20 protein-coding genes are annotated in these 17825 nt (G+C 70.1%); 11 read left to right on the forward strand and 9 right to left on the reverse strand.

Annotated elements, in window-relative coordinates:
- Positions 1 to 7: 7 nt before the first annotated feature.
- From aztB to DEI98_RS13535, 4 genes are read left to right on the forward strand one after another with little or no spacing between them, the layout of a single operon-like run.
- Complete coding sequence (gene aztB / locus DEI98_RS13520; RefSeq protein ID WP_111101026.1) at positions 8 to 901, forward strand: zinc ABC transporter permease AztB; 894 nt, start codon at positions 8 to 10, stop codon at positions 899 to 901.
- Complete coding sequence (locus DEI98_RS13525) at positions 898 to 2097, forward strand: ABC transporter (RefSeq protein ID WP_111101027.1); 1200 nt, start codon at positions 898 to 900, stop codon at positions 2095 to 2097. Before aztB ends, DEI98_RS13525 begins: the two co-directional genes overlap by 4 nt.
- Positions 2097 to 2996, forward strand: coding sequence for a metal ABC transporter substrate-binding protein (locus DEI98_RS13530; RefSeq protein WP_111101061.1), 900 nt, complete (start codon positions 2097 to 2099; stop codon positions 2994 to 2996). The genes DEI98_RS13525 and DEI98_RS13530 overlap by 1 nt, the downstream gene beginning before the upstream one ends.
- Positions 2997 to 3022: 26 nt before the next feature.
- Positions 3023 to 4201, forward strand: coding sequence for a hypothetical protein (locus tag DEI98_RS13535; RefSeq protein WP_111101028.1), 1179 nt, complete (start codon positions 3023 to 3025; stop codon positions 4199 to 4201).
- 103 nt (positions 4202 to 4304) lie between these two features.
- Here the strand turns inward: DEI98_RS13535 and DEI98_RS13540 are convergent, their stop codons facing one another.
- The 4 genes from DEI98_RS13540 to DEI98_RS13555 form a co-directional block, all read right to left on the reverse strand.
- Positions 4305 to 5642 carry an ABC transporter substrate-binding protein gene (locus tag DEI98_RS13540; protein WP_111101029.1) on the reverse strand — a complete coding sequence of 446 codons (1338 nt, stop codon included), beginning with the start codon at positions 5640 to 5642 and terminating at the stop codon, positions 4305 to 4307.
- 62 nt (positions 5643 to 5704) lie between these two features.
- Positions 5705 to 6655, reverse strand: coding sequence for a carbohydrate ABC transporter permease (locus DEI98_RS13545; protein WP_228516621.1), 951 nt, complete (start codon positions 6653 to 6655; stop codon positions 5705 to 5707).
- Positions 6652 to 7566, reverse strand: coding sequence for a carbohydrate ABC transporter permease (locus tag DEI98_RS13550; protein ID WP_027467229.1), 915 nt, complete (start codon positions 7564 to 7566; stop codon positions 6652 to 6654). The genes DEI98_RS13545 and DEI98_RS13550 overlap by 4 nt, the downstream gene beginning before the upstream one ends.
- Entirely contained in the window at positions 7563 to 9596 is a 2034-nt protein-coding gene (locus tag DEI98_RS13555; RefSeq protein WP_111101030.1) for a beta-galactosidase, read from the reverse strand. The genes DEI98_RS13550 and DEI98_RS13555 overlap by 4 nt, the downstream gene beginning before the upstream one ends.
- 216 nt (positions 9597 to 9812) lie before the next feature.
- Between DEI98_RS13555 and DEI98_RS13560 the strand changes: the two genes are divergently transcribed.
- Positions 9813 to 10835: a LacI family DNA-binding transcriptional regulator gene (locus tag DEI98_RS13560; protein ID WP_071245173.1), complete on the forward strand. Its 1023-nt coding sequence runs from the start codon at positions 9813 to 9815 to the stop codon at positions 10833 to 10835.
- Positions 10836 to 10920: 85 nt separating this feature from the next.
- On the opposite strand, the gene DEI98_RS13565 is transcribed toward DEI98_RS13560, so the two are convergent.
- Entirely contained in the window at positions 10921 to 11277 is a 357-nt protein-coding gene (locus tag DEI98_RS13565; RefSeq protein ID WP_111101031.1) for a VOC family protein, read from the reverse strand.
- A gap of 173 nt (positions 11278 to 11450) precedes the next feature.
- Between DEI98_RS13565 and DEI98_RS13570 the strand changes: the two genes are divergently transcribed.
- Entirely contained in the window at positions 11451 to 11912 is a 462-nt protein-coding gene (locus tag DEI98_RS13570; protein WP_110863530.1) for a DUF4383 domain-containing protein, read from the forward strand.
- Positions 11913 to 11973: 61 nt separating this feature from the next.
- On the opposite strand, the gene DEI98_RS13575 is transcribed toward DEI98_RS13570, so the two are convergent.
- A complete protein-coding gene (locus DEI98_RS13575) occupies positions 11974 to 12705 on the reverse strand; it encodes an OBAP family protein (protein WP_111101032.1) in 732 nt (243 codons plus the stop codon).
- Between the two features lie 133 nt (positions 12706 to 12838).
- Here DEI98_RS13575 and DEI98_RS13580 point away from each other — a divergent pair, with 133 nt between their 5' ends.
- The 4 genes from DEI98_RS13580 to DEI98_RS13595 all read left to right on the forward strand — a co-directional run bounded on the left by DEI98_RS13580 (position 12839) and on the right by DEI98_RS13595 (position 15561).
- Positions 12839 to 13228, forward strand: a complete 390-nt coding sequence (locus tag DEI98_RS13580) for a hypothetical protein (RefSeq protein ID WP_146243524.1) — start codon at positions 12839 to 12841, stop codon at positions 13226 to 13228.
- A gap of 35 nt (positions 13229 to 13263) precedes the next feature.
- Complete coding sequence (locus tag DEI98_RS13585; RefSeq protein WP_111101034.1) at positions 13264 to 14085, forward strand: aldo/keto reductase; 822 nt, start codon at positions 13264 to 13266, stop codon at positions 14083 to 14085.
- 266 nt (positions 14086 to 14351) lie between these two features.
- Entirely contained in the window at positions 14352 to 14957 is a 606-nt protein-coding gene (locus DEI98_RS13590; RefSeq protein WP_146243525.1) for a hypothetical protein, read from the forward strand.
- A gap of 313 nt (positions 14958 to 15270) precedes the next feature.
- A complete protein-coding gene (locus tag DEI98_RS13595; RefSeq protein ID WP_111101036.1) occupies positions 15271 to 15561 on the forward strand; it encodes a hypothetical protein in 291 nt (96 codons plus the stop codon).
- A 294-nt stretch (positions 15562 to 15855) separates the two neighbouring features.
- Here DEI98_RS13595 and DEI98_RS13600 read toward each other — a convergent pair whose 3' ends face one another.
- Positions 15856 to 16230, reverse strand: coding sequence for a hypothetical protein (locus DEI98_RS13600; RefSeq protein WP_146243526.1), 375 nt, complete (start codon positions 16228 to 16230; stop codon positions 15856 to 15858).
- Positions 16231 to 16291: 61 nt separating this feature from the next.
- On the reverse strand, positions 16292 to 16507 hold the full coding sequence (locus tag DEI98_RS13605; RefSeq protein WP_111101038.1) for a hypothetical protein: 216 nt from the start codon (positions 16505 to 16507) through the stop codon (positions 16292 to 16294).
- 318 nt (positions 16508 to 16825) lie between these two features.
- Between DEI98_RS13605 and msrA the strand changes: the two genes are divergently transcribed.
- Positions 16826 to 17347, forward strand: a complete 522-nt coding sequence (gene msrA, locus DEI98_RS13610; RefSeq protein ID WP_110863542.1) for a peptide-methionine (S)-S-oxide reductase MsrA — start codon at positions 16826 to 16828, stop codon at positions 17345 to 17347.
- Positions 17348 to 17365: 18 nt separating this feature from the next.
- On the opposite strand, the gene DEI98_RS13615 is transcribed toward msrA, so the two are convergent.
- Complete coding sequence (locus DEI98_RS13615) at positions 17366 to 17725, reverse strand: UBP-type zinc finger domain-containing protein (RefSeq protein WP_071404761.1); 360 nt, start codon at positions 17723 to 17725, stop codon at positions 17366 to 17368.
- Positions 17726 to 17825 lie beyond the last annotated feature (100 nt).

Raw genomic sequence — 17825 nt, forward strand, 5'->3', positions numbered from 1 at the left:
TCGGACCGTGACCTGGCTGACCGATCCGTTCTCCGTCGACTTCATGGTGCGCGCCCTGGTCGGCGGCTCCCTGGCGGCGGTCCTCTGCGCCGTGGTCGGCACGTGGGTGCTGGTCCGGGGCATGGCGTTCCTGGGCGAGGCGCTCTCGCACGGCATGCTGCCCGGCGTCGCGATCGCCACCCTGACCGGGATCCCGCCGGTGCTCGGTGCCGCGGTGAGCGCGGGCGTGATGGTGCTCGGCGTCGGGGCGCTGCGTCGTCGTGCACGACTGGCGTACGACACCTCGATCGGCCTGCTCTTCGTCGGGATGCTCGCACTCGGCGTGATCATCGTGTCGTCCTCGCGGTCGTTCGCCACCGACGTCACCGCGATCCTGTTCGGCGACGTCCTCGCCGTCACCCGGGCCGACGTCGGCGGCCTCGCGACCGCCGCAGCCGTGGCCCTGGCCGTCGCCGTGGCGTTCCACCGGCCCTTCACCGCACTGGCGTTCGACACCCGCAAGGCCACGACGCTCGGCCTGCACCCACGACTGGCCGAGGTCGTGCTCATCGGGCTCGTCACCCTGGCGGTCGTCGCCTCGTACCGGGCCGTCGGCACCCTGCTCGTCGTGGGTCTGCTGCTCGCGCCGGCGGCGGCCGCCCGTGCCTGGACCCGGCACGTGGCCTCGACGATGCTCCTCGGCGCCGCCATCGGTGCCGCCGCCGTGCTCGTCGGGCTGCTCGTGTCCTGGCACGCCGGCACCGCCGCCGGCGCGAGCATCGCCGCGGTCGCCGTCGGCGGCGTCGTGGTCTCGCGCGCCCTGGCCGCCGTCGTCCTGCGGCACACACCGATCCCCACACCGGCGCGCGCGGCCGCGCCGGCAGCACCACGATCCGCCGCACCGTCTCGAGAGGGAGCATGAAGCACTCGACCACCAGCCGCGCCCCCGCGCGCCTCCTGCCCACCATCGGCCTCGCCACCGGCCTGGCCCTCACCGTCACCGCCTGTTCCACGGGCACCCCGTCGGCCGACAGCTCGACCGGTACCGCCCGTCCCCACGGTTACGTGGCGGGCGCGAGCGAGTCCCAGGAACCCCAGGTGCGCCTCCTGGCCGTGTCGGCGACCGGCGCGACCGCGCTGCACGACCTGCTCACCGAGGAGACCACCGAACTCGACGACGTGGACGCACCGGAGCACTCGGCGACCGACGGCCGGTTCCTCGTGACGAGCGATGCCGACCGCACGACGATCGTCGACGGCGGGTCCTGGACCGTCGACCACGGCGACCACACGCACTACTACGCAGCCGAGCCCCGGGTCGTCGGCACGATCGACGGCGGTGGCCGGGTCGAGGTGCACTCGTCCGAGACCATGACGACGATCACCTGGACGGACCGCGCCGAGGCCGTCGTGCTCGACCGCGAGGCACTGGGCCAGGGCAAGGTCGACGAGACCGCCCGGATCGACGCGAGCGTCCTGCTGCCGATGGGCGAGCAGCTCGTGGCGGCCGACGGCGACACGGTCCGCGTGCTCGACGCGGACGGCGAGGCGACCGACGCCGCCGACACCGCGCAGACCTGCACCGACCCCGCCGGCGGGATCGTCACCCGCGCCGGTGCCGTCGTGGGCTGCGCCGACGGAGCGGTCGTGGTGGACGACGCCGGCGAGACCTCGTTCGTCGACCTGCCCGACGGCGCCGAGCGTCCGACCGCCTTCGCCGCCCGCGCCGGCCGGCCCACCGTCGCCGGACTGGCCGGCACCACCGGGTTCTGGTTGCTCGACGTGCGACAGGGCTCGTGGCGGCTCGTGCCGACCGAACGGCCCCTGCGCGCCGTGGTCGCGGTGGACGACGAGGACGAGCACGTGGTCGGGCTCGACGACTCCGGGCGGGTGGTCGTCGTGACCGCCTCGACGGGGAAGGCGGCCACGACGAAGGCGCTCATCGACACCGGCGCAGACGGCCCCGCGCCGATGCTGCAGCTCGACGCCCAGCGCGCCTACGTGGCCGACCCCGCGGACGGCACCGTGCACGAGATCGACTTCGCCGACGGCGCCCGGGTCGCCCGCACGATCCAGCTCCCCGTCACCCCCGTCGCCTTCGCCGAGGTCGGACTGTGATGCGCACCAGGGCCCTGACCGCGGGTCTCGTCGCCGCGGCCGTCGCCCTCGTCGCCACGGGGTGCACCACCGCCGGCTCCGACCGGCCCCTCGTCGCGGTGACGACGAACATCCTCGGCGACGTCGTCAGCGAAGTCGTCGGGGACCAGGCGGACGTCATGGTCCTCATGCCCCCGGGCGCCGACCCCCACTCGTTCGAGGTCTCCGCGCAGGAAGCCGCACGACTGCGGAGCGCCGACCTGGTGGTCGAGAACGGGCTCGGGCTCGAAGAGGGGGTCGCGCGCCACGTCGCGGCGGCGGCCGAGGACGGCGTGCCGGTCTCCACCGCCGGGGACGCGTTCGACCCGCTGGAGTGGACCACCGAGGACGACAGCGGCCCCGACCCGCACTTCTGGACCGACCCCGCCCGGATGGTCGACGTGGTCGAGGCCCTCGACCAGGACCTGCGCGACGCCGGCATCGAGCCGACCGGCGCCGATGCCTACCTGGACGAGCTCCGCGACCTGGACGACACGATGACGACCGCGTTCCGGACCGTGCCCGAGGAACGCCGGGCGCTCGTCACGAACCACCACGTGTTCGGGTACCTGGCCGACCACTACGGGTTCCGGGTCGTCGGGGCGGTGATCCCGAGCGGGACCACCCTGGCCTCCCCGAGCGCCGCCGACCTGCGCGACCTGGCCGATGCGATCGACGAGGCGGGGGTCCGGACGATCTTCGCCGACGCCTCGCAGCCCGCGCGACTGGCCGAGGTGCTCGCGGAAGAGGTCGACCTGCACGTCGAGATCCGACCGCTGGCGACGGAGTCCCTCACCGAGGACGGCGACGCCTCCACCTACCTCGGCATGATGCGCTCGAACACCGAGGCCATCGTCGACGGCCTGTCGACTGGTAATTGAGAATGAGAATCAATACAGTGAGCGACATGACGAACACGAAGACGCTCCGGGCCGCGTGGCCCGCCGCCCTGCTCGGCGCGGCCGCCCTCGCCCTGACCGGGTGCGCCACGAACACCGACGCCGGGTCCGACACCACTGCGACCCCGAAGGCCGACGGGACCCGCATCACCCTGACCCACGACGGCGGCCTGCTCGTCCTCGACCAGGACCTGCAGGTGGTGGCCGACGACGCGATCGACGGCTTCACCCGGGTCAACCCCGCCGGCGACGGACGCCACGTGCTCGTCACCGTGCCCGAGGGCTTCCGGGTCCTCGACACCCAGGCCGAGCCGGCCCTGACCGACGCGGTGTTCCCCGCCGACACCGGTGGCCACGCGGTCGTCCACGGCGACCGCACCGCCCTGTTCGCCGACGGCACCGGGGACGTGACGACGTTCGACCACACCGAGCTCGACGGCGCCGACCTGCCCGAGGTCGAGACGACGAAGTCCGAGGCCGCCCACCACGGCGTCGCGATCGAGCTCGAGGACGGCACGCTCCTGACGACCATCGGCACCGAGGAGAGCCGCTCCGGCGTGCGCGCCCTGGACGCCGACGGCGAGGAGATCACCCGGTCCGAGGAGTGCCCCGACGTGCACGGCGAGGGTGCGGTCAAGGGTGAGGTCGCGGTGTTCGGCTGCACCGACGGCGCCCTGGTCTACCAGGACGGCGCGTTCGAGAAGATCGACGCCCCGACCGAGTACGGCCGCACCGGCAACCTGTTCACCACTGAGGACTCGTCCGTCGCGGTCGGCGACTACAACGACGACCCCGACAGCGAGGGGTACCTGCTCGACCAGATCGCCCTGATCGACGCGGCCTCGGGGAAGTACACCGTCGCGGACATGCCCGACGGCGTCGGCTTCACGTTCCGCGACCTCGCCCGCGGCCCCGGTGACGAGGCCGTCGTGCTCGGCGACGACGGTGCCCTGCACACCTTCGACGAGACCACCGGCGAGCAGCTGGAGTCGTACCCGGTGATCGACGCGTGGGAGGGCCCGACCGAGTGGCAGGACGCCCACCCGGCTCTGAAGGTCGAGGGTGACATCGCCTACGTCACCGACCCCGCCGAGCGGAAGGTCCACGCCGTCGACCTGACCACCGGCAAGGTCATCGCCTCGAGCGACGAGCTGCCGGGCGTGCCCAACGAGATCGCGGTCGCGTAGGGCTGGAAACGACCCGAGACGGACAGGAGGCCCGTGGCGATCCCCGCCACGGGCCTCCTGTCCGTCGTCAACGCGTGGACCGCGCGACGTCAGCCGCCGTCCGTCAGCCCTTGACCGGGATCGACTGCGCCTTGAGCGCCGCGATGGTCTTGGACTGCCCGGACTCGAGCGCCTCGGCCAACGTGCCCGAGCCGGACGCCGCCTGCCCGAAGCCGTCGGACACGTCCGAGTAGGTCTGCGTCATCGTCGGACCCCAGGTGAAGGGCTGGATGTCCTTCGCCGCGGTGGCGAACTCCTCGTAGATCTTCTGGCCGCCGTAGAAGTCGAGCCCCTCGGTCAGGGCCGGCAGGTCGGCGCCGGTGGTCGAGGCCGGGTACAGGTTGGCCTCCTTGTTCAGTGCGGAGAGCGCCTCGGTCGAGGTGTTCAGCCAGACCAGGAACTTCGACGCCTCGGCCGGGTGCTTGCTGCCCGCGAAGACGACGTTCGACGAACCGCCCCAGGCGGCCGACTTGGTCTCGCCGGACTTCCACTGCGGCATCGGAGCCACGGCCCACTTGCCCGAGGTCGACGGCGCACCGCTCGAGATCGTGTTCGCACCCCAGACCGCGGAGACCCAGGTCCAGTCCTTGCCGCTGTCGTAGGCGTTGTTCCACTGGTCGGTGAAGCTCGGCAGGGTGTTGACGAGCTTCTTGTCGATCAGGTCCTGCCAGTAGTCGGCGACCTTCTTCGACGCGGCGTCGTCGAGGTTGACCTTCCAGTCCTGGCCCGAGTTCTCGAACCACTGGCCGCCGGCCTGCGAGACGAGCCCGGCGAACTGGTTGACGTCACCCTTGGCGAAGTTGGTGATGTTGCCGCCGAGCTTCTTGATCTTGACGGCGTCCTCGGCGTACTCCTCCCACGTCTTCGGGGCGTCGAGGCCGGCCTTCTCGAACAGGTCCTTGCGGTAGTACAGCGCCATCGGACCGGAGTCCTGCGGCACGGCGTAGACCGACTTCCCTTCGCCGAAGGTGACCTGGTTCCACAGGCCGTCGGAGAAGTCCTTCTTCGCGTCGCTGATGCCGGCGCACGCGCCGATGTCCTCGAGGCCGCCCTGCACGCGGAACGCCGGCAGGGTGTCGTACTCGACCTGGCCGATGTCCGGCGCCTGCTTGGCCTTCAGCTGGTTGAAGAAGTTCTGGTAGGTGCCGCTGTTGCCGTTCGCGACGATCGAGACCTTGACCTGGATGTCCGGGTTGGCCTTGTTCCAGATCGCGACGACCTTGTCCATGTTCGGCACCCAGGTCGTGAAGTCGAGGGTGACCTTGCCGTCCGAGGGCTTGCAGCTCGCGGCCGCGGTGTCGGATCCACCGCCGCTGCTGCTGCCGCCGGTGCTGCAGCCGGCGAGGGCCACGGTGGCGGCCACGGCGATCGCGGCGACGCTGAGGAACTTCGTTGTCTTCATGCTGTTTCCGTTCGGATGTGGTGTGGGGAGAGCTGGTGCGGGAAGGGGTGCGGGTCGAGGGGCTACTTCAGGCCGCCGGAGCCGAGGCCGGAGCGCCAGAAGCGCTGCAGGCTCAGGAAGGCGATGAGCAGCGGGATGATCGAGACGAACGACCCGATGAGCACGAGGGTGCGCAGGTCCGGGTACTGGTTCACGCTCGAGTTCCACGTGTAGAGGCCGAGGGTGACGGGGAACAGCGACGAGTCGCGGAGCATCACGAGCGGCAGGAAGAAGTTGTTCCACACGGCGACGAACTGGAACAGGAAGATCGTCACGAGCGCGGGCGACATGAGTCGGACGGCCACGGTGAAGAACGTCCGGACCTCGCCGGAGCCGTCGATGCGGGCGGCCTCGATGATCTCGTCGGGCACGCTCGACGCCGCGAACAACCGCGACAGGTAGACGCCGAACGGGCTGACGATGCTCGGCAGGAACACCGACCAGAACGTGTCGGTCAGGTCGACCTGGCTGAAGATGAGGAACAACGGCAGGGCCAGGGCGGTCGCCGGCACGAGCACGCCGCCGAGGAACACGTTGAACAGGACCTCGCGGCCGCGGAACCGGTACTTGGCCAGGGCGTACCCGCACATCGCGGAGAGCACCGTGCCGAGCAGGCCGGCCACCCCGGCGTAGGCGATGCTGTTCAGCAGCCAGCGCAGGTAGATGCCGTCCTGCCGCGTGAACAGCTCGACGAGGTTGCCGAAGAAGTCCTGCACCGAGGTGGCGCTGAACCACAGCGAGAACGTCGAGTTGAAGTTCGCAGCGGTCTTGGTGGACGAGACCAGCAGCCAGAAGATCGGCAGCAGGAAGTAGAGGGTGAAGACCCCCATCACGATCATCGCGGCGCTGCGCGAGATGACGCTCTCACGGGGACCGCGCGCTCCGCGCTGGTGCGGACGGGAGGCCCGGTTCGGCTCGAGCGGTCGGCCGACGTCGCGGACGAGGTCGCCTTGGGACGGGGCGTTGACGGTCATTCGGCGGCCTTCCGCTGGGTCAGTCGGAGGAACCCGATCGACAGGACGAACGTGGCGACGGCGAGGACGACCGAGAACGCCGCGGCGAGGTTGAAGTTCGGCACCGAGGACGTCGAGTAGACGAGCATGTTCGGCGTGAACGTCGACGAGATGGTCGAGGTGAACTGGCGGAACACGGTCGGCTCGGTCAGCAGCTGCAGGGTGCCGATGACGGAGAACACCGCGGTGAGGACGATGGCCGGCACCACGAGCGGGATCTTGATCGACAGGGCGATCCGGAGCTGGGACGCACCGTCGAGCTTCGCCGCCTCGTACACCTCGGCGGGGATCGCGAGGAGCGACGAGTAGATGATGAGCATGTTGTAGCCGACGTAGACCCAGGTCACGACGTTGGCGACGGCCCACAGCACGGTGCTGCCGCCGAGCAGGTCGACCCGCGAGGTCACGGCGGAGAACGGCGACAGGTCGGGGGCGTAGAGGTAGCCCCACATGATCGCGGCGATGACGCCGGGCACCGCGTACGGCGCGAAGAACGCCAGGCGGAAGAACCGCTTGCCGCGCAGCAGCGGGGAGTCGAGCAGCAGCGCGAACAGGAGCGCGAGCCCGAGCATCACCGGCACCTGCACGACACCGAACAGCAGCACGCGGAGCACGGAGCTCCAGAACTCGCCGTCCTGGAACACCAGGGCGTACTGGCTCAGGCCGCCGAAGACCTGCGTCGGGGCGCCGAACGTGCCCTGCCGCTCGATCTTCTGCAGCGACTCCCACACGGCGTAGAGGATGGGGACCAGGTAGAACGCCGTGAACAGGACGGCGAACGGCAGGACGAAGATCGCGATCGCGCGGCGGTAGCGGAACCCGCCGCCCCGGCGTCGTCGGGTCGCGCTGGGCGACTGTGCGGTGGTGGTCATGAGCGGTTCCTGTCGGTGCGGATGATCTGGGTCCCGCCGGGGGCGATGGCGGTGGTGCCGGTGACCGGGCGGTCGGCGACGAGCTCGTGGCCGGCCTCGTGGTGCTCGACGGTGCGGTCGGAGTGGTTCAGCAGGAAGACCCACTCGTGGGTGTCGTCCCGGCGTCGCACGACCTCGAGTCCGGGGCGGACGGCGGGGTCGGCGTGCACCCCGGCCTCGTCGAGGACGCGGTGGACGAAGCCGCCCAGCGCACCGGCGTCGAGCACCGTGGACGTGTACCAGGCGGTCCCGGCGCCGTGCTCGTTGCGGGTGACGGCCGGGCGGCCGGCGAGCGAGCCCTCGGCGTAGTCGACGACGCTCGTCGCACCGCGCAGCTCGACCGGCTCCGACCAGACGCTGCCGGTCGTGCCGTCGGACAGCGCGATCGTGGCGTCGGCGGCGAGCGGGAGGAACTCGTCCACCCGCACGCCGAGCAGGTCGCGGAAGGCGCCCGGGTAGCCACCGGTGCGGACCCGGTCGCGCTCGTCGACGATGCCGCTGAAGCAGCTGACGATCGCGTGCCCGCCGCCGGCGACGTGGTCGGCGATGACGGCCGCGTGCTCGTCGCGCACCAGGTAGAGCTCGGGGACGACGACGAGCGCGTACCCGTCGAGCGGTGCCCCGGGGGCGACGACGTCGACGGTCACGCCGAGGTCCCAGAGCGCGGCGTGGAACGCGTGGACCTGCTCCAGGTAGCGGAGCGCGGTGCTGGGGTGGGCCTCCAGGTCGGCCGCCCACTGGTTCTCCCAGCTGAAGACGAGCGCGACGTCGGCGACCACGCGTGACCCGCGCAGTTCGCCGAGCCGCTCGACCAGGGCGCCGAGCGCGACCACGTCGTGCCAGGTCTTCGACTCGGTCCCCGCGTGCGGCAGCAGCGCCGAGTGGAACTTCTCGCTGCCCTGCACGGACGCGCGCCACTGGAAGAAGCAGACCCCGTCGGCCCCGCGGGCGATGTGCGCCGCGGTGTTCCGGAGCATCTCCCCCGGGGCCTTCGCGACGTTGTGCGGCTGCCAGTTGACGGCGCCCGTCGAGTGCTCCATGAGCAGCCAGGGGGGGCCGCCGGCCAGGCCACGGGTGGTGTCGGCGGCGAAGGCGAGCTCGACGTGCGGCCGGGGCAGGCGGTGGTCCAGGTAGTGGTCGTTCGCGATGACGTCCATGTCGCCGGCCCACGACCAGTAGTCGAGCGCCGTGATGTGCGCGGCGACCATGAAGTTCGTCGTGACGGGCTTGTCGCTCAGCTCACGCAGGACGGCGGCCTCGGCACGGTGGTGGCCGAGGAGCTCGTCGGACGAGAACCGGTCGAAGTCGATGGTCTGCGCCGGGTTCGTGAACGACAGCGTCGCGCGGGGCGGCAGCACCTGCTCCCACGCGGAGTAGCGCTGGCTCCAGAACGAGGTGCCCCAGGCGGCGTTGAGCGCGTCGACCGTGCCGTACCGGGCCTGCAGCCAACCGCGGAACGCCTGGGCGGAGACGTCGCAGTAGCAGTGCGCGTTGTGGCAGCCGAGCTCGTTCGACACGTGCCAGAGCCGCACGGCGGGGTGCTCGCCGTAGCGCTCGGCGGTGGCGCGGACCAGGGCGAGGGCGTGCTCACGGTAGATCGGCGAGCTCGGGCAGAACGCCTGGCGGCCGCCGGGCCAGCGGGTGGTGCCGTCGGCGACGACGGGCAGGACCTCGGGGTACCGGGTGGTGAGCCACGGCGGGGTCGAGGCGGTGCCGGTGCCCAGGTCGACCCCGATGCCCGCGCCGTGCAGCAGCTCGATGACGGTGTCGAGCGCGGCGAAGTCGTACTCGCCCTGCCGCGGTTCGACGTGCGACCAGCCGAAGACGTTGATCGCGACGAGGTTCACGCCGGCCTCGCGCATGAGCCGGACGTCCTCGACCCACACCTCGGGGTCCCACTGCTCGGGGTTGTAGTCGCACCCGAACGCGAGGCCCGTCGAGCCGAGGCCGAGCGCGCCGGTGGCGGTCGTCGGCAGGGTGGTGGTCGTCACGGGGATCCTCGCTGATCGGGGCGACCCCGGCCGCCTCGGTCGCGTGCGACCCCTTCGACGGCGAAGGCCACCCAGTGTTCTGGGAGCGCTCCCAGTCCGCACCGGCCGATCGGGGCCGGATGTTTCTGGGAGCGCTCCCAGATCAAACACCAGCGGCTGCACCCTGTCAACTGCGAGGCGTTCCGAGGCCTCCTCAGCGGCGGATATGGTTGCCCCATGTCCGAGGTCCGATCCGCTCGTCAGCGCGCCACGATCCAGGACGTCGCCGACGAAGCGGGGATGTCCCGCGGCACCGTCTCACGGGTGCTCAACGACGAGCCGTACGTGTCGCCGAAGGCGCGCGAGGCCGTGCAGGACGCCGTCCGACGCGTCGGCTACGTGCGCAGCGCCGCCGCCCGCAGCCTGGTCACCCGGCGGTCCGGGGCGATCGCGCTCATCGTCCACGAACCCTCGGTCGTGGTGCTCGACGACCCCAACATCGGCAACATCCTGATCGGCACGAACGCCGTGCTGTCCGATGCCGACCAGCAGCTCGTCACGATCATGGTCGACTCCGCCCGCGACAGCGAGCGTGTGGTCGAGTACCTGCGGGGCGGGTTCGTCGACGGCGCCATCGTGCTGTCCGCCCGCGACGGCGACCCGATCACCGGCGCGATCGAGGAGATCGGCATGCCCGCGTGCTTCGTCGGGCACCCGTCCGACGCCGCGAACATCTCGTACATCGGCATCGACAACCGCGCCGCCGCCGAGCAGATCACCCGGCGCCTGGTCGACACCGGTCGACGCCGGATCGGGATGCTCGCGTCCGGGCTCGACCGCGACTCCGGCCAGGACCGTCTGGCGGGCTTCACCGCGGCGCTCGGCGAGCGCTTCGACCCCGACCTCGTCGCACGGAACCCCCTGTTCAGCTACACCGCCGGCGCCGAGGGCATGCGCGAGCTGCTCGAGCGAGCCCCGGACATCGACGGGGTGTTCGCCGCGTCGGACGCGGTCGCCGCCGGTGCGATGGACGTCCTGCAGCGCAGCGGCCGGAGCGTGCCGGGTGACGTGGGTGTGGTCGGGTTCGACGACAGCGCCTGGGCCCTGCGGTGCGACCCGCAGCTGTCGACGGTGCGGCAGCCGGCGCGCCTGCTCGGCGAGCAGGCGGCACACCAGGTCCTCGAGCAGATCGGCGGCACGGACGACGGTCCACGCGGTCTGCTGTTGCCGACGGAGGTCGTCTGGCGCGGGTCCGCGTAGCCGGCCGCAGGACGGACGGGAGGCCCGTGGCGGCGTCGCCACGGGCCTCCAGTCCGTCCGTGGGTGCGTCCTGCACCCGGCCGCGTCAGCCCTGCGGCGGCGAGTAGAGCTGCAGGTCGTTGCCCTCGCTGTCCTTGAAGGGGATGATCTTGCCCCACGGGTGCTCGCTGATCTCGCCCTGGATGTCCGCGCCGCGCTCCTTGAGCGCGGCGACCTCGTCCTCGATGCTGCCGTCCGGCTGGAACGACACGACGGCGCCGCCGTCGCTCGCCTGGCTGGCGGACTCGCGACCGTTCAGGCCGATCATCAGGCCGCCGGCGTCGATCTCGCTCCAGTCGTCGGACTGGTCCTTGACGGTGAGACCGAGCGTGTCGCGGTAGAACGCGACGGCGCGCTCCATGTCGCTGACCGGGACCCAGACTGCTGCGACTCCATTTGCCATGGTGTTTCCTCTCGTCGTGGTGTGCCGTGGACGGTAGGCAGTGCTCGTGCACGGGGGCACAGGCTCGTTGTCCCCCGAACGCACTGAGTCGTCACGCTGCAAACCGACCGGGGAAGCGCTCCGAATGTCATGTGTGCCGCACAGTGCGGCGCGTACAGAAAAGAGGGCTGATCATGACCAGCAGCGCAGCAACCGCACGCACCGCCTCCGGTTCGACGTGGACCCAGCGGGGCGCGTTCGTCTTCGGTGTCGTCTTCCTGATCGTCGGCATCGCCGGCTTCATCCCCGGCCTCACCATGGACATGGGCTCGATGTCGATGGCCGGCCACAGCTCGATGGCCCTGCTCCTGGGCACGTTCCAGGTGTCCGTCCTGCACAACATCGTGCACCTGCTCTTCGGCATCGTCGGCCTGGTCGCCGCCCGCCGCGCCGCCTCCGCCCGCCTGTACCTGCTCGTCGGCGGCATCGTCTACCTGGTGCTCTTCGTCTACGGCCTGTTCACCGCCGGCATGGCAGACCCCGCCAACTTCGTGCCGCTCAACAGCGCCGACAACGTCCTGCACGCCTTCCTGGCCGTCGCGATGATCGTGCTCGGCTTCGTCCTGCCGCGGATCGGGACGCGCACCGCGCGCTGAACCACAGCACACACCGGACGGGAGGCCCGTGGCGACACCGCCACGGGCCTCCCGTCCGTCGTCAGGGGCGTCCGTCGTCCGCGTCGACGACGCCCGGGGTCGGGGTCGTGCCGGTGAAGGCGTCGCGCATCGCGCCGACACCGCGCTGCGGGTGGGCGCGGTCCAGGTACTTCGCCCGCGACTCCTTGCGCGGTTCCGGATCGGTGCGCATCGCCTGGTTCCGGTCCTGCTGCAGTGCGCTGTCCACCTCGCCCTCGCGGTTGAACGACCACATGAGCATCGGATCACCGATCGGCAGGTCGTGTGCGGGCTGCGAACCCATCGGGGTGCTGTGCCAGGTGTGCCAGGTCTTGCCGTACGAGTTCACCAGGTGCCCCATCAGCTCGGTCTCCACCGCGATCGGCAGGCCCGGAGCGACGAGTTCGCCGGAGAACACCTCGTGGTTGTGCGGGTGCCACGACGCCTGCTCGTCCTCGGGCAGGGAGTCGAACAGCCGCTCGGACACGATGTACTCGATGCCGATCAGGTTCGCGTCGGCGGTGTTGCCGTCGAAGAGCACGCACTGCAGCATCTCGGCGTTCACCACCTTGCAGAAGTGGTGCGCCTCCATCTGCACGTCGGGCTCGCCCTTCACACAGTGGAAGCCGACCACGTAGACGTCGAAGCCCCGCAGCGGCGCCGAGGTCTGCAGCACGGCGGCGCCGCGGTCGAGCAGGGCGAGCTCGAAGCCGCCGGGCTCTCCGGGCGGGGTGACACCGGTCTTCCGGTCGTGCACGGTGGGGTTCAGGGGCATGGGGGCGTCCTTCCGTCCGTTCGAGGTGGGCGCCATGCAACCCGTTGGCACCTCCCCGCCCTCGCATGGCCGGCGACCGACTGCACAATGGCTGATGTTCTGCATGCGGTGTTGCACGCGGCAGACTGGTCGGATGACGAAGCAAGCCGCAGCTCTCGCGAGCTCCCTCGTGGCAGCGTTGCTGACGGGGTGCACCCCTCTGACACCGCCGGTCGCCACGGAGATCCGGGTCGGGATGACGGTCACCGAAGCCGGTGCCCTCGTCCCGGACGGTGACGCGTTCGTCTGGTACGACCTGTCTCCACAGGTGCTCCATCGCCCAGCGACACTGTCTCAGGCCGACGGAGCGGACGGCGTCATCGTCGCCGTCTGCGATGGGATTGGCCACCGGGACGTCGCAGTCGGGGTTGTTCCGGAGACCGACTTCGACGGCGCAGTGAGCACCGCTGCCCGCAAGGAGGAGTACCGGCACTTCCTCCCCGAGTGCGCGCAAGCCCGAGGACACTCGGGTTCCGCACCGTGACCGTGGCTGAACCCGACCGGCGTACTGTCCGCTGCATGCCCGCACTCATCGACACGTTCACCCTGTCCAACGGTCTGCACATCCCGAAGATCGGCTTCGGCACCTGGCAGATCCCGTCCGGCTCCGACGCGTACGACGCCACGAAGACCGCCCTCGACCTCGGCTACCGCCACATCGACACCGCCCTGGCATACGGCAACGAGGCGAGCGTCGGCGAGGCCGTCCGCGACAGCGGCATCTCCCGCGACGAACTCTTCATCACTACCAAGCTGCCGGCCGAGATCAAGACGGCTTCGGGCGTCCGCGACGCCTTCGAGGAGTCGAGCCGGAACCTGGACCTCGGACACGTCGACCTGTACCTGATCCACGCGCCGTGGCCCTGGAGCGACATGGGCTCCGATCACCGTGACGGCAACGTCGAGGTGTGGAAGGTCTTCGAGGAGCTCTACGACGCCGGCCGCACCAAGAGCATCGGTGTCTCGAACTTCGCCGTCGCCGACCTCGAGGACCTGCTCGGCCGCACGGACGTCGTCCCGCACGCCAACCAAATCCGCTGGTTCATCGGCAACACCCAGGACGAGACGACCGCCTTCGACCGCGAGCACGACATCCTGACCGAGGGCTACTCGCCGCTCGCCACCGGAGGCCTGCTCGAGAACGAGCAGATCGCCGAGATCGCGGCGAAGTACGACAAGACCGTCGCCCAGGTCGCGATCCGCTACCTGCTCGAGAAGGACGTCCTGCCCCTACCGAAGTCCACGACCCCGTCGCGCATCGCCGAGAACGCCGACGTCGACTTCGTGCTCGCCGCCGAGGACGTGGCCGCGCTCGACGCGCTCGAGGACACCGCGAGCTGACGCGGCCCCACCCCGGACTGGAGGCGCACGGCCGAGTCACGGGCGAGGCTCCGCCACCGTGCGGACGCACCGTGATTTCGCTACGAAGTTCCGGTCCTCGTGCTCGAGGTTGTCGTCGGGGGCGTCCGTGACTATCGCGGCAGTGCCGTTGTCGAGAAGGATGCTGGCGCGCGTTCCTCGGCTTTCGTCGTCCGGGGTGGCCTGTAGCGTTTGGCGTCCCCCGGATTCACTTGGTCGACGCAACACCTTCCTCGGAGGTGTTCCGCGTGTACCTGTCTCTGTCATCACCGCAAGCTGTCCGGTTCCTCGCGCTGATTGCGGAGGGGCGAGGTCTCAAACCTTCCGGCCGAATCGCTGGCATCGGCAAGGAGACCGGGTACCGGTTCCTGCGCGAGCGGTATCTGCAGCTGCGCCGTTCCGGTCATGATCCCGCGGCGGCGCTGGAAACGGTCGGCGTGACGAGCAGCCGTGCAGCGTCCTGGGAAGCGCGCCCGAACCTCGACGGACGGCACCATTTGCGCGTCGAGCTGAGTGTCGAGGACCGGTTCTGGTCGGCGTTCAACGCAGGCGCATCCGTCGACGCTGCCGCGGCCGGAGCCGGGCTGGGCCGCGCGACCGGCTACCGGCTTCTACGACGTCGATTCGACGAGCTCCGGGAGGGAAGCTCCGTCGCATCTGCCGCCGTCACGCTTCGGTTGAGCGGGAAGCGCGCTGACCTGCTCGAGCGGGAACGGCGGAGCAGACTCCGCAGCGACCAGAGCGCCGCCACGGCGGCGCTGCGCAAGGCGTTGGCTGCTTCGGCGCGCGTTGCTGAGCTGTCACTGACGACGACGCGGGGAGGGCGAAAAGCCGTTGGCGTTGAGGACGAGTAATGGCAGCTGATGCGGCAGGGCATGAGCAACACCGACGCCTGCAGACTGCTTGCATGTCTCGACGCTCCGGCACCCTGATTCGCCAACGAGCCGGCTACCGCATCCCGCCAGCGAGCCCTATCGAGCCGGCGTCGTCGGGACGTTACCTGGCGCTGCGGGAATGACTCCAGATCGCCGACCTCCACCGCCTGGGACTCTCGATTCGCCAGATCAGCGTCCGTCTGGGCCGCGCAACTGGGCCGAGCTGCGGGTCATCGTAGAGAACCCAGGGTCCGTTCCGCTGTCGATCTACGACGTTGGCCTGTTCCACAGCGTGACGGATGCCGACGAGCAAAGCGCGGTCGTCGTGTCGCTGCGCAACGTCGAGAATTCCTGGAGCTGGACGCCGCAGGAAGGAAGCAAGCAACACGAGGACAAGTGGTCTGGGCCGAAGCTTCCTGCCGAGATCCCGGCGCTGGGCGTGCTCGAGTGGAAGATCAAAGACCCCACGACGCGCGCCTACGGCGACGACTTCTCGTGGCAGGGCTACGCAGAGCGCTACCGGGCCGGAAGGTCGCCGCGACGAGCGCTGTCGAAGGGGCGCTCGTCGCGGATGGAACCCTGAGCCAGTCGCCCGTCGTGCATGTCTACGGTCAGCGGCTCTCGGTCGGTACCGGGTGTAACCGACCCGGAAGGTCACCGATCGTCGACCGACTGGCCGAGCGTGAGATGAGAGCAGCTTGGGAAGCAACCGCAGCCGCCCGGTAGCGGATCGGCTATAGGGCAGGCACCGAGACCAGCGCTCCTGTGTCGGTCGACGACGCCATCCACTTCGCAGTCGACCCTGTCTCGTGACCGACCTGGAGTGAACGGCATCAGGTCCTCGGGAGGGTGGGGCGGCGAGTTCGGTTCACGACTGTCATCGGATCGACAGATTGATCGCGACGACACCGAGCACGAAGATCAGGACGATGACCACGAGGCCGATCGCCGGCGTCAGCACCCGTCGCCGCACCGTGGGAGCGCCGGACGCCCCGATGACCCACGTCGTGATCGCGACGATGAACGCAACCAGCGGCACGAGGATCTGTGCGGTCTCCCCGACGGCGTACGAACACCGCATCGTCTCGTCGGAGCCACACGGGGTGTACTGCAGCTGCGCGGCGAGCATCCCCGGCAGCGAGCCGATCGCCACGAACACCTCGAGGAACACGAGGAAACAGAACGCGAGTCCGAGCAGCCACCAACCACGTGGACGGCGCCGGGCTTCGTCGTGCATGGATGACCGCTTCATGTGAGCATGACCGTACCGAGCCGACGTCTCCCGAGAGAGTCTCTGGGTCGAGTCGAGGGCGTCATGCGTAGGCCTTCGTCACCGCGACGGAGAACGCCGTGACGATGAAGAGGAACCCGAGGCAGATCAGCACGATCTCGATCGGGGTGTTGCGATGCTTCTGCCCTCGTGGCCGACTCCGTGCGCGCCGAGCAGAACTCAGGACTGCGATACCCGACGAAACAGCGCCCCCGAACACGAGCATGCTGAACAAGACCTGCGAGAACTGCTGGCTCATCAGAGGAATCGCGGCCGTGTCGTGAGGTCGCCGTCTGCGGTACCGGCGTCGCTGAGGAGCTCGGCGACGAAGCCGCCGCCGGACGCGTTCCTCTCCCGACGGCGCTGGACTTTGTCGTGCACGGATGACCGCTTCATGTGGCATGACCGTACCGCAGGGGTGACACGGAGCACGGACTCGTAGGGTCGAGTCGTACCGACCGCACACCCGGGTGGGTCCGTGCCCCACAGCGGACCTGACGACGGGAACAGATCGTCCCTGTTGCCGGTTGCACCACACGGTGTCGCAGCCAGTGACACGAGAGCCCAGGAGGCCACCATGACCACCACCGAGACCGCCATCCTCGCCGGCGGATGCTTCTGGGGAGCGCAGCAGCTCCTCCGTCGTCGCCCCGGCATCGTCAGCACCCGCGTCGGCTACTCCGGCGGCGAGGTGCCGAACGCGACGTACCGCAACCACGGCGACCACGCCGAGTCGGTCGAGATCGTCTTCGACCCGTCCCAGATCTCGTACCGGGACCTGCTGGAGTTCTTCTTCCAGATCCACGACCCGTCGACGAAGGACCGCCAGGGCAACGACATCGGTCGCAGCTACCGTTCGGCGATCTTCTTCACCTCGGACGAGCAGAAGCAGGTCGCGCTCGACACCATCGCGGACGTCGACGCGTCGGGCATCTGGCCCGGCAAGGTCGTCACCGAGGTCACCGCGGCCGGCCCGTTCTGGGAGGCCGAGGACGAGCACCAGGACTACCTCGAGAAGAACCCGCACGGCTACACCTGCCACTTCGTGCGTCCGGGCTGGAAGCTCCCGCACCGCGACGAGGCGACCGCGGCCGTCTGACCTGACGACCGCCGCGGATCAGCGTGATCCGCCGAGCAGTTCCAACCAGTCCCCGGGAAGGCGATCCGCCGGCCCGGGGACTGCCTGCGTCACGGGGTGGCTGGTGGGTGCTGCGAGCTCGAGCCCCTCGGAGCGGGTGTCGTCGCGGTAGTCCCACGCCCAGGTCTCGCCGGGCTCGTAGCTCTGGATGACCGCGTGCCCGGTCTCCTCCCAGTGCCGCGTCGCGTGCGTGTTGAGCGAGTCGTCGCAGCAGCCGACGTGGCCGCACGCCGCGCAGCGGCGCAGGTGCACCCACCACGAACCGGTCGCGTCGCACTCGACGCACCCGTCTCCGCTCGGTGCGATCTCGGGGTGGATCATCTCGGCCTGGTCCGTCATGGCCCCATCATGCCTGTGAAGGGCCACATGCGGTCGGGAGGCACGGGGCGGGCCCGCACCGCGCCTCCAGGCCGTCATCGGGTCGCGTCCAGGGCGAGGC

The organism is Curtobacterium sp. MCLR17_034 (genome assembly GCF_003234485.1).
GTDB lineage: Bacteria > Actinomycetota > Actinomycetes > Actinomycetales > Microbacteriaceae > Curtobacterium > Curtobacterium flaccumfaciens.

Bases quoted from the DNA above. Each gene is read 5' to 3' on its own strand.
- DEI98_RS13565 (WP_111101031.1), bottom strand. From the start codon at position 11,277: ATGGCAAATGGAGTCGCAGCAGTCTGGGTCCCGGTCAGCGACATGGAG.
- DEI98_RS13580 (WP_146243524.1), top strand. From the start codon at position 12,839: ATGACGAAGCAAGCCGCAGCTCTCGCGAGCTCCCTCGTGGCAGCGTTG.
- DEI98_RS13600 (WP_146243526.1), bottom strand. From the start codon at position 16,230: ATGAAGCGGTCATCCATGCACGACGAAGCCCGGCGCCGTCCACGTGGT.
- DEI98_RS13535 (WP_111101028.1), top strand. From the start codon at position 3,023: ATGACGAACACGAAGACGCTCCGGGCCGCGTGGCCCGCCGCCCTGCTC.
- DEI98_RS13575 (WP_111101032.1), bottom strand. From the start codon at position 12,705: ATGCCCCTGAACCCCACCGTGCACGACCGGAAGACCGGTGTCACCCCG.
- DEI98_RS13560 (WP_071245173.1), top strand. From the start codon at position 9,813: ATGTCCGAGGTCCGATCCGCTCGTCAGCGCGCCACGATCCAGGACGTC.
- DEI98_RS13545 (WP_228516621.1), bottom strand. From the start codon at position 6,655: ATGACCGTCAACGCCCCGTCCCAAGGCGACCTCGTCCGCGACGTCGGC.
- DEI98_RS13525 (WP_111101027.1), top strand. From the start codon at position 898: ATGAAGCACTCGACCACCAGCCGCGCCCCCGCGCGCCTCCTGCCCACC.
- DEI98_RS13585 (WP_111101034.1), top strand. From the start codon at position 13,264: ATGCCCGCACTCATCGACACGTTCACCCTGTCCAACGGTCTGCACATC.
- msrA (WP_110863542.1), top strand. From the start codon at position 16,826: ATGACCACCACCGAGACCGCCATCCTCGCCGGCGGATGCTTCTGGGGA.
- DEI98_RS13570 (WP_110863530.1), top strand. From the start codon at position 11,451: ATGACCAGCAGCGCAGCAACCGCACGCACCGCCTCCGGTTCGACGTGG.
- DEI98_RS13530 (WP_111101061.1), top strand. From the start codon at position 2,097: ATGCGCACCAGGGCCCTGACCGCGGGTCTCGTCGCCGCGGCCGTCGCC.
- DEI98_RS13550 (WP_027467229.1), bottom strand. From the start codon at position 7,566: ATGACCACCACCGCACAGTCGCCCAGCGCGACCCGACGACGCCGGGGC.
- DEI98_RS13605 (WP_111101038.1), bottom strand. From the start codon at position 16,507: ATGAGCCAGCAGTTCTCGCAGGTCTTGTTCAGCATGCTCGTGTTCGGG.
- DEI98_RS13540 (WP_111101029.1), bottom strand. From the start codon at position 5,642: ATGAAGACAACGAAGTTCCTCAGCGTCGCCGCGATCGCCGTGGCCGCC.
- DEI98_RS13615 (WP_071404761.1), bottom strand. From the start codon at position 17,725: ATGACGGACCAGGCCGAGATGATCCACCCCGAGATCGCACCGAGCGGA.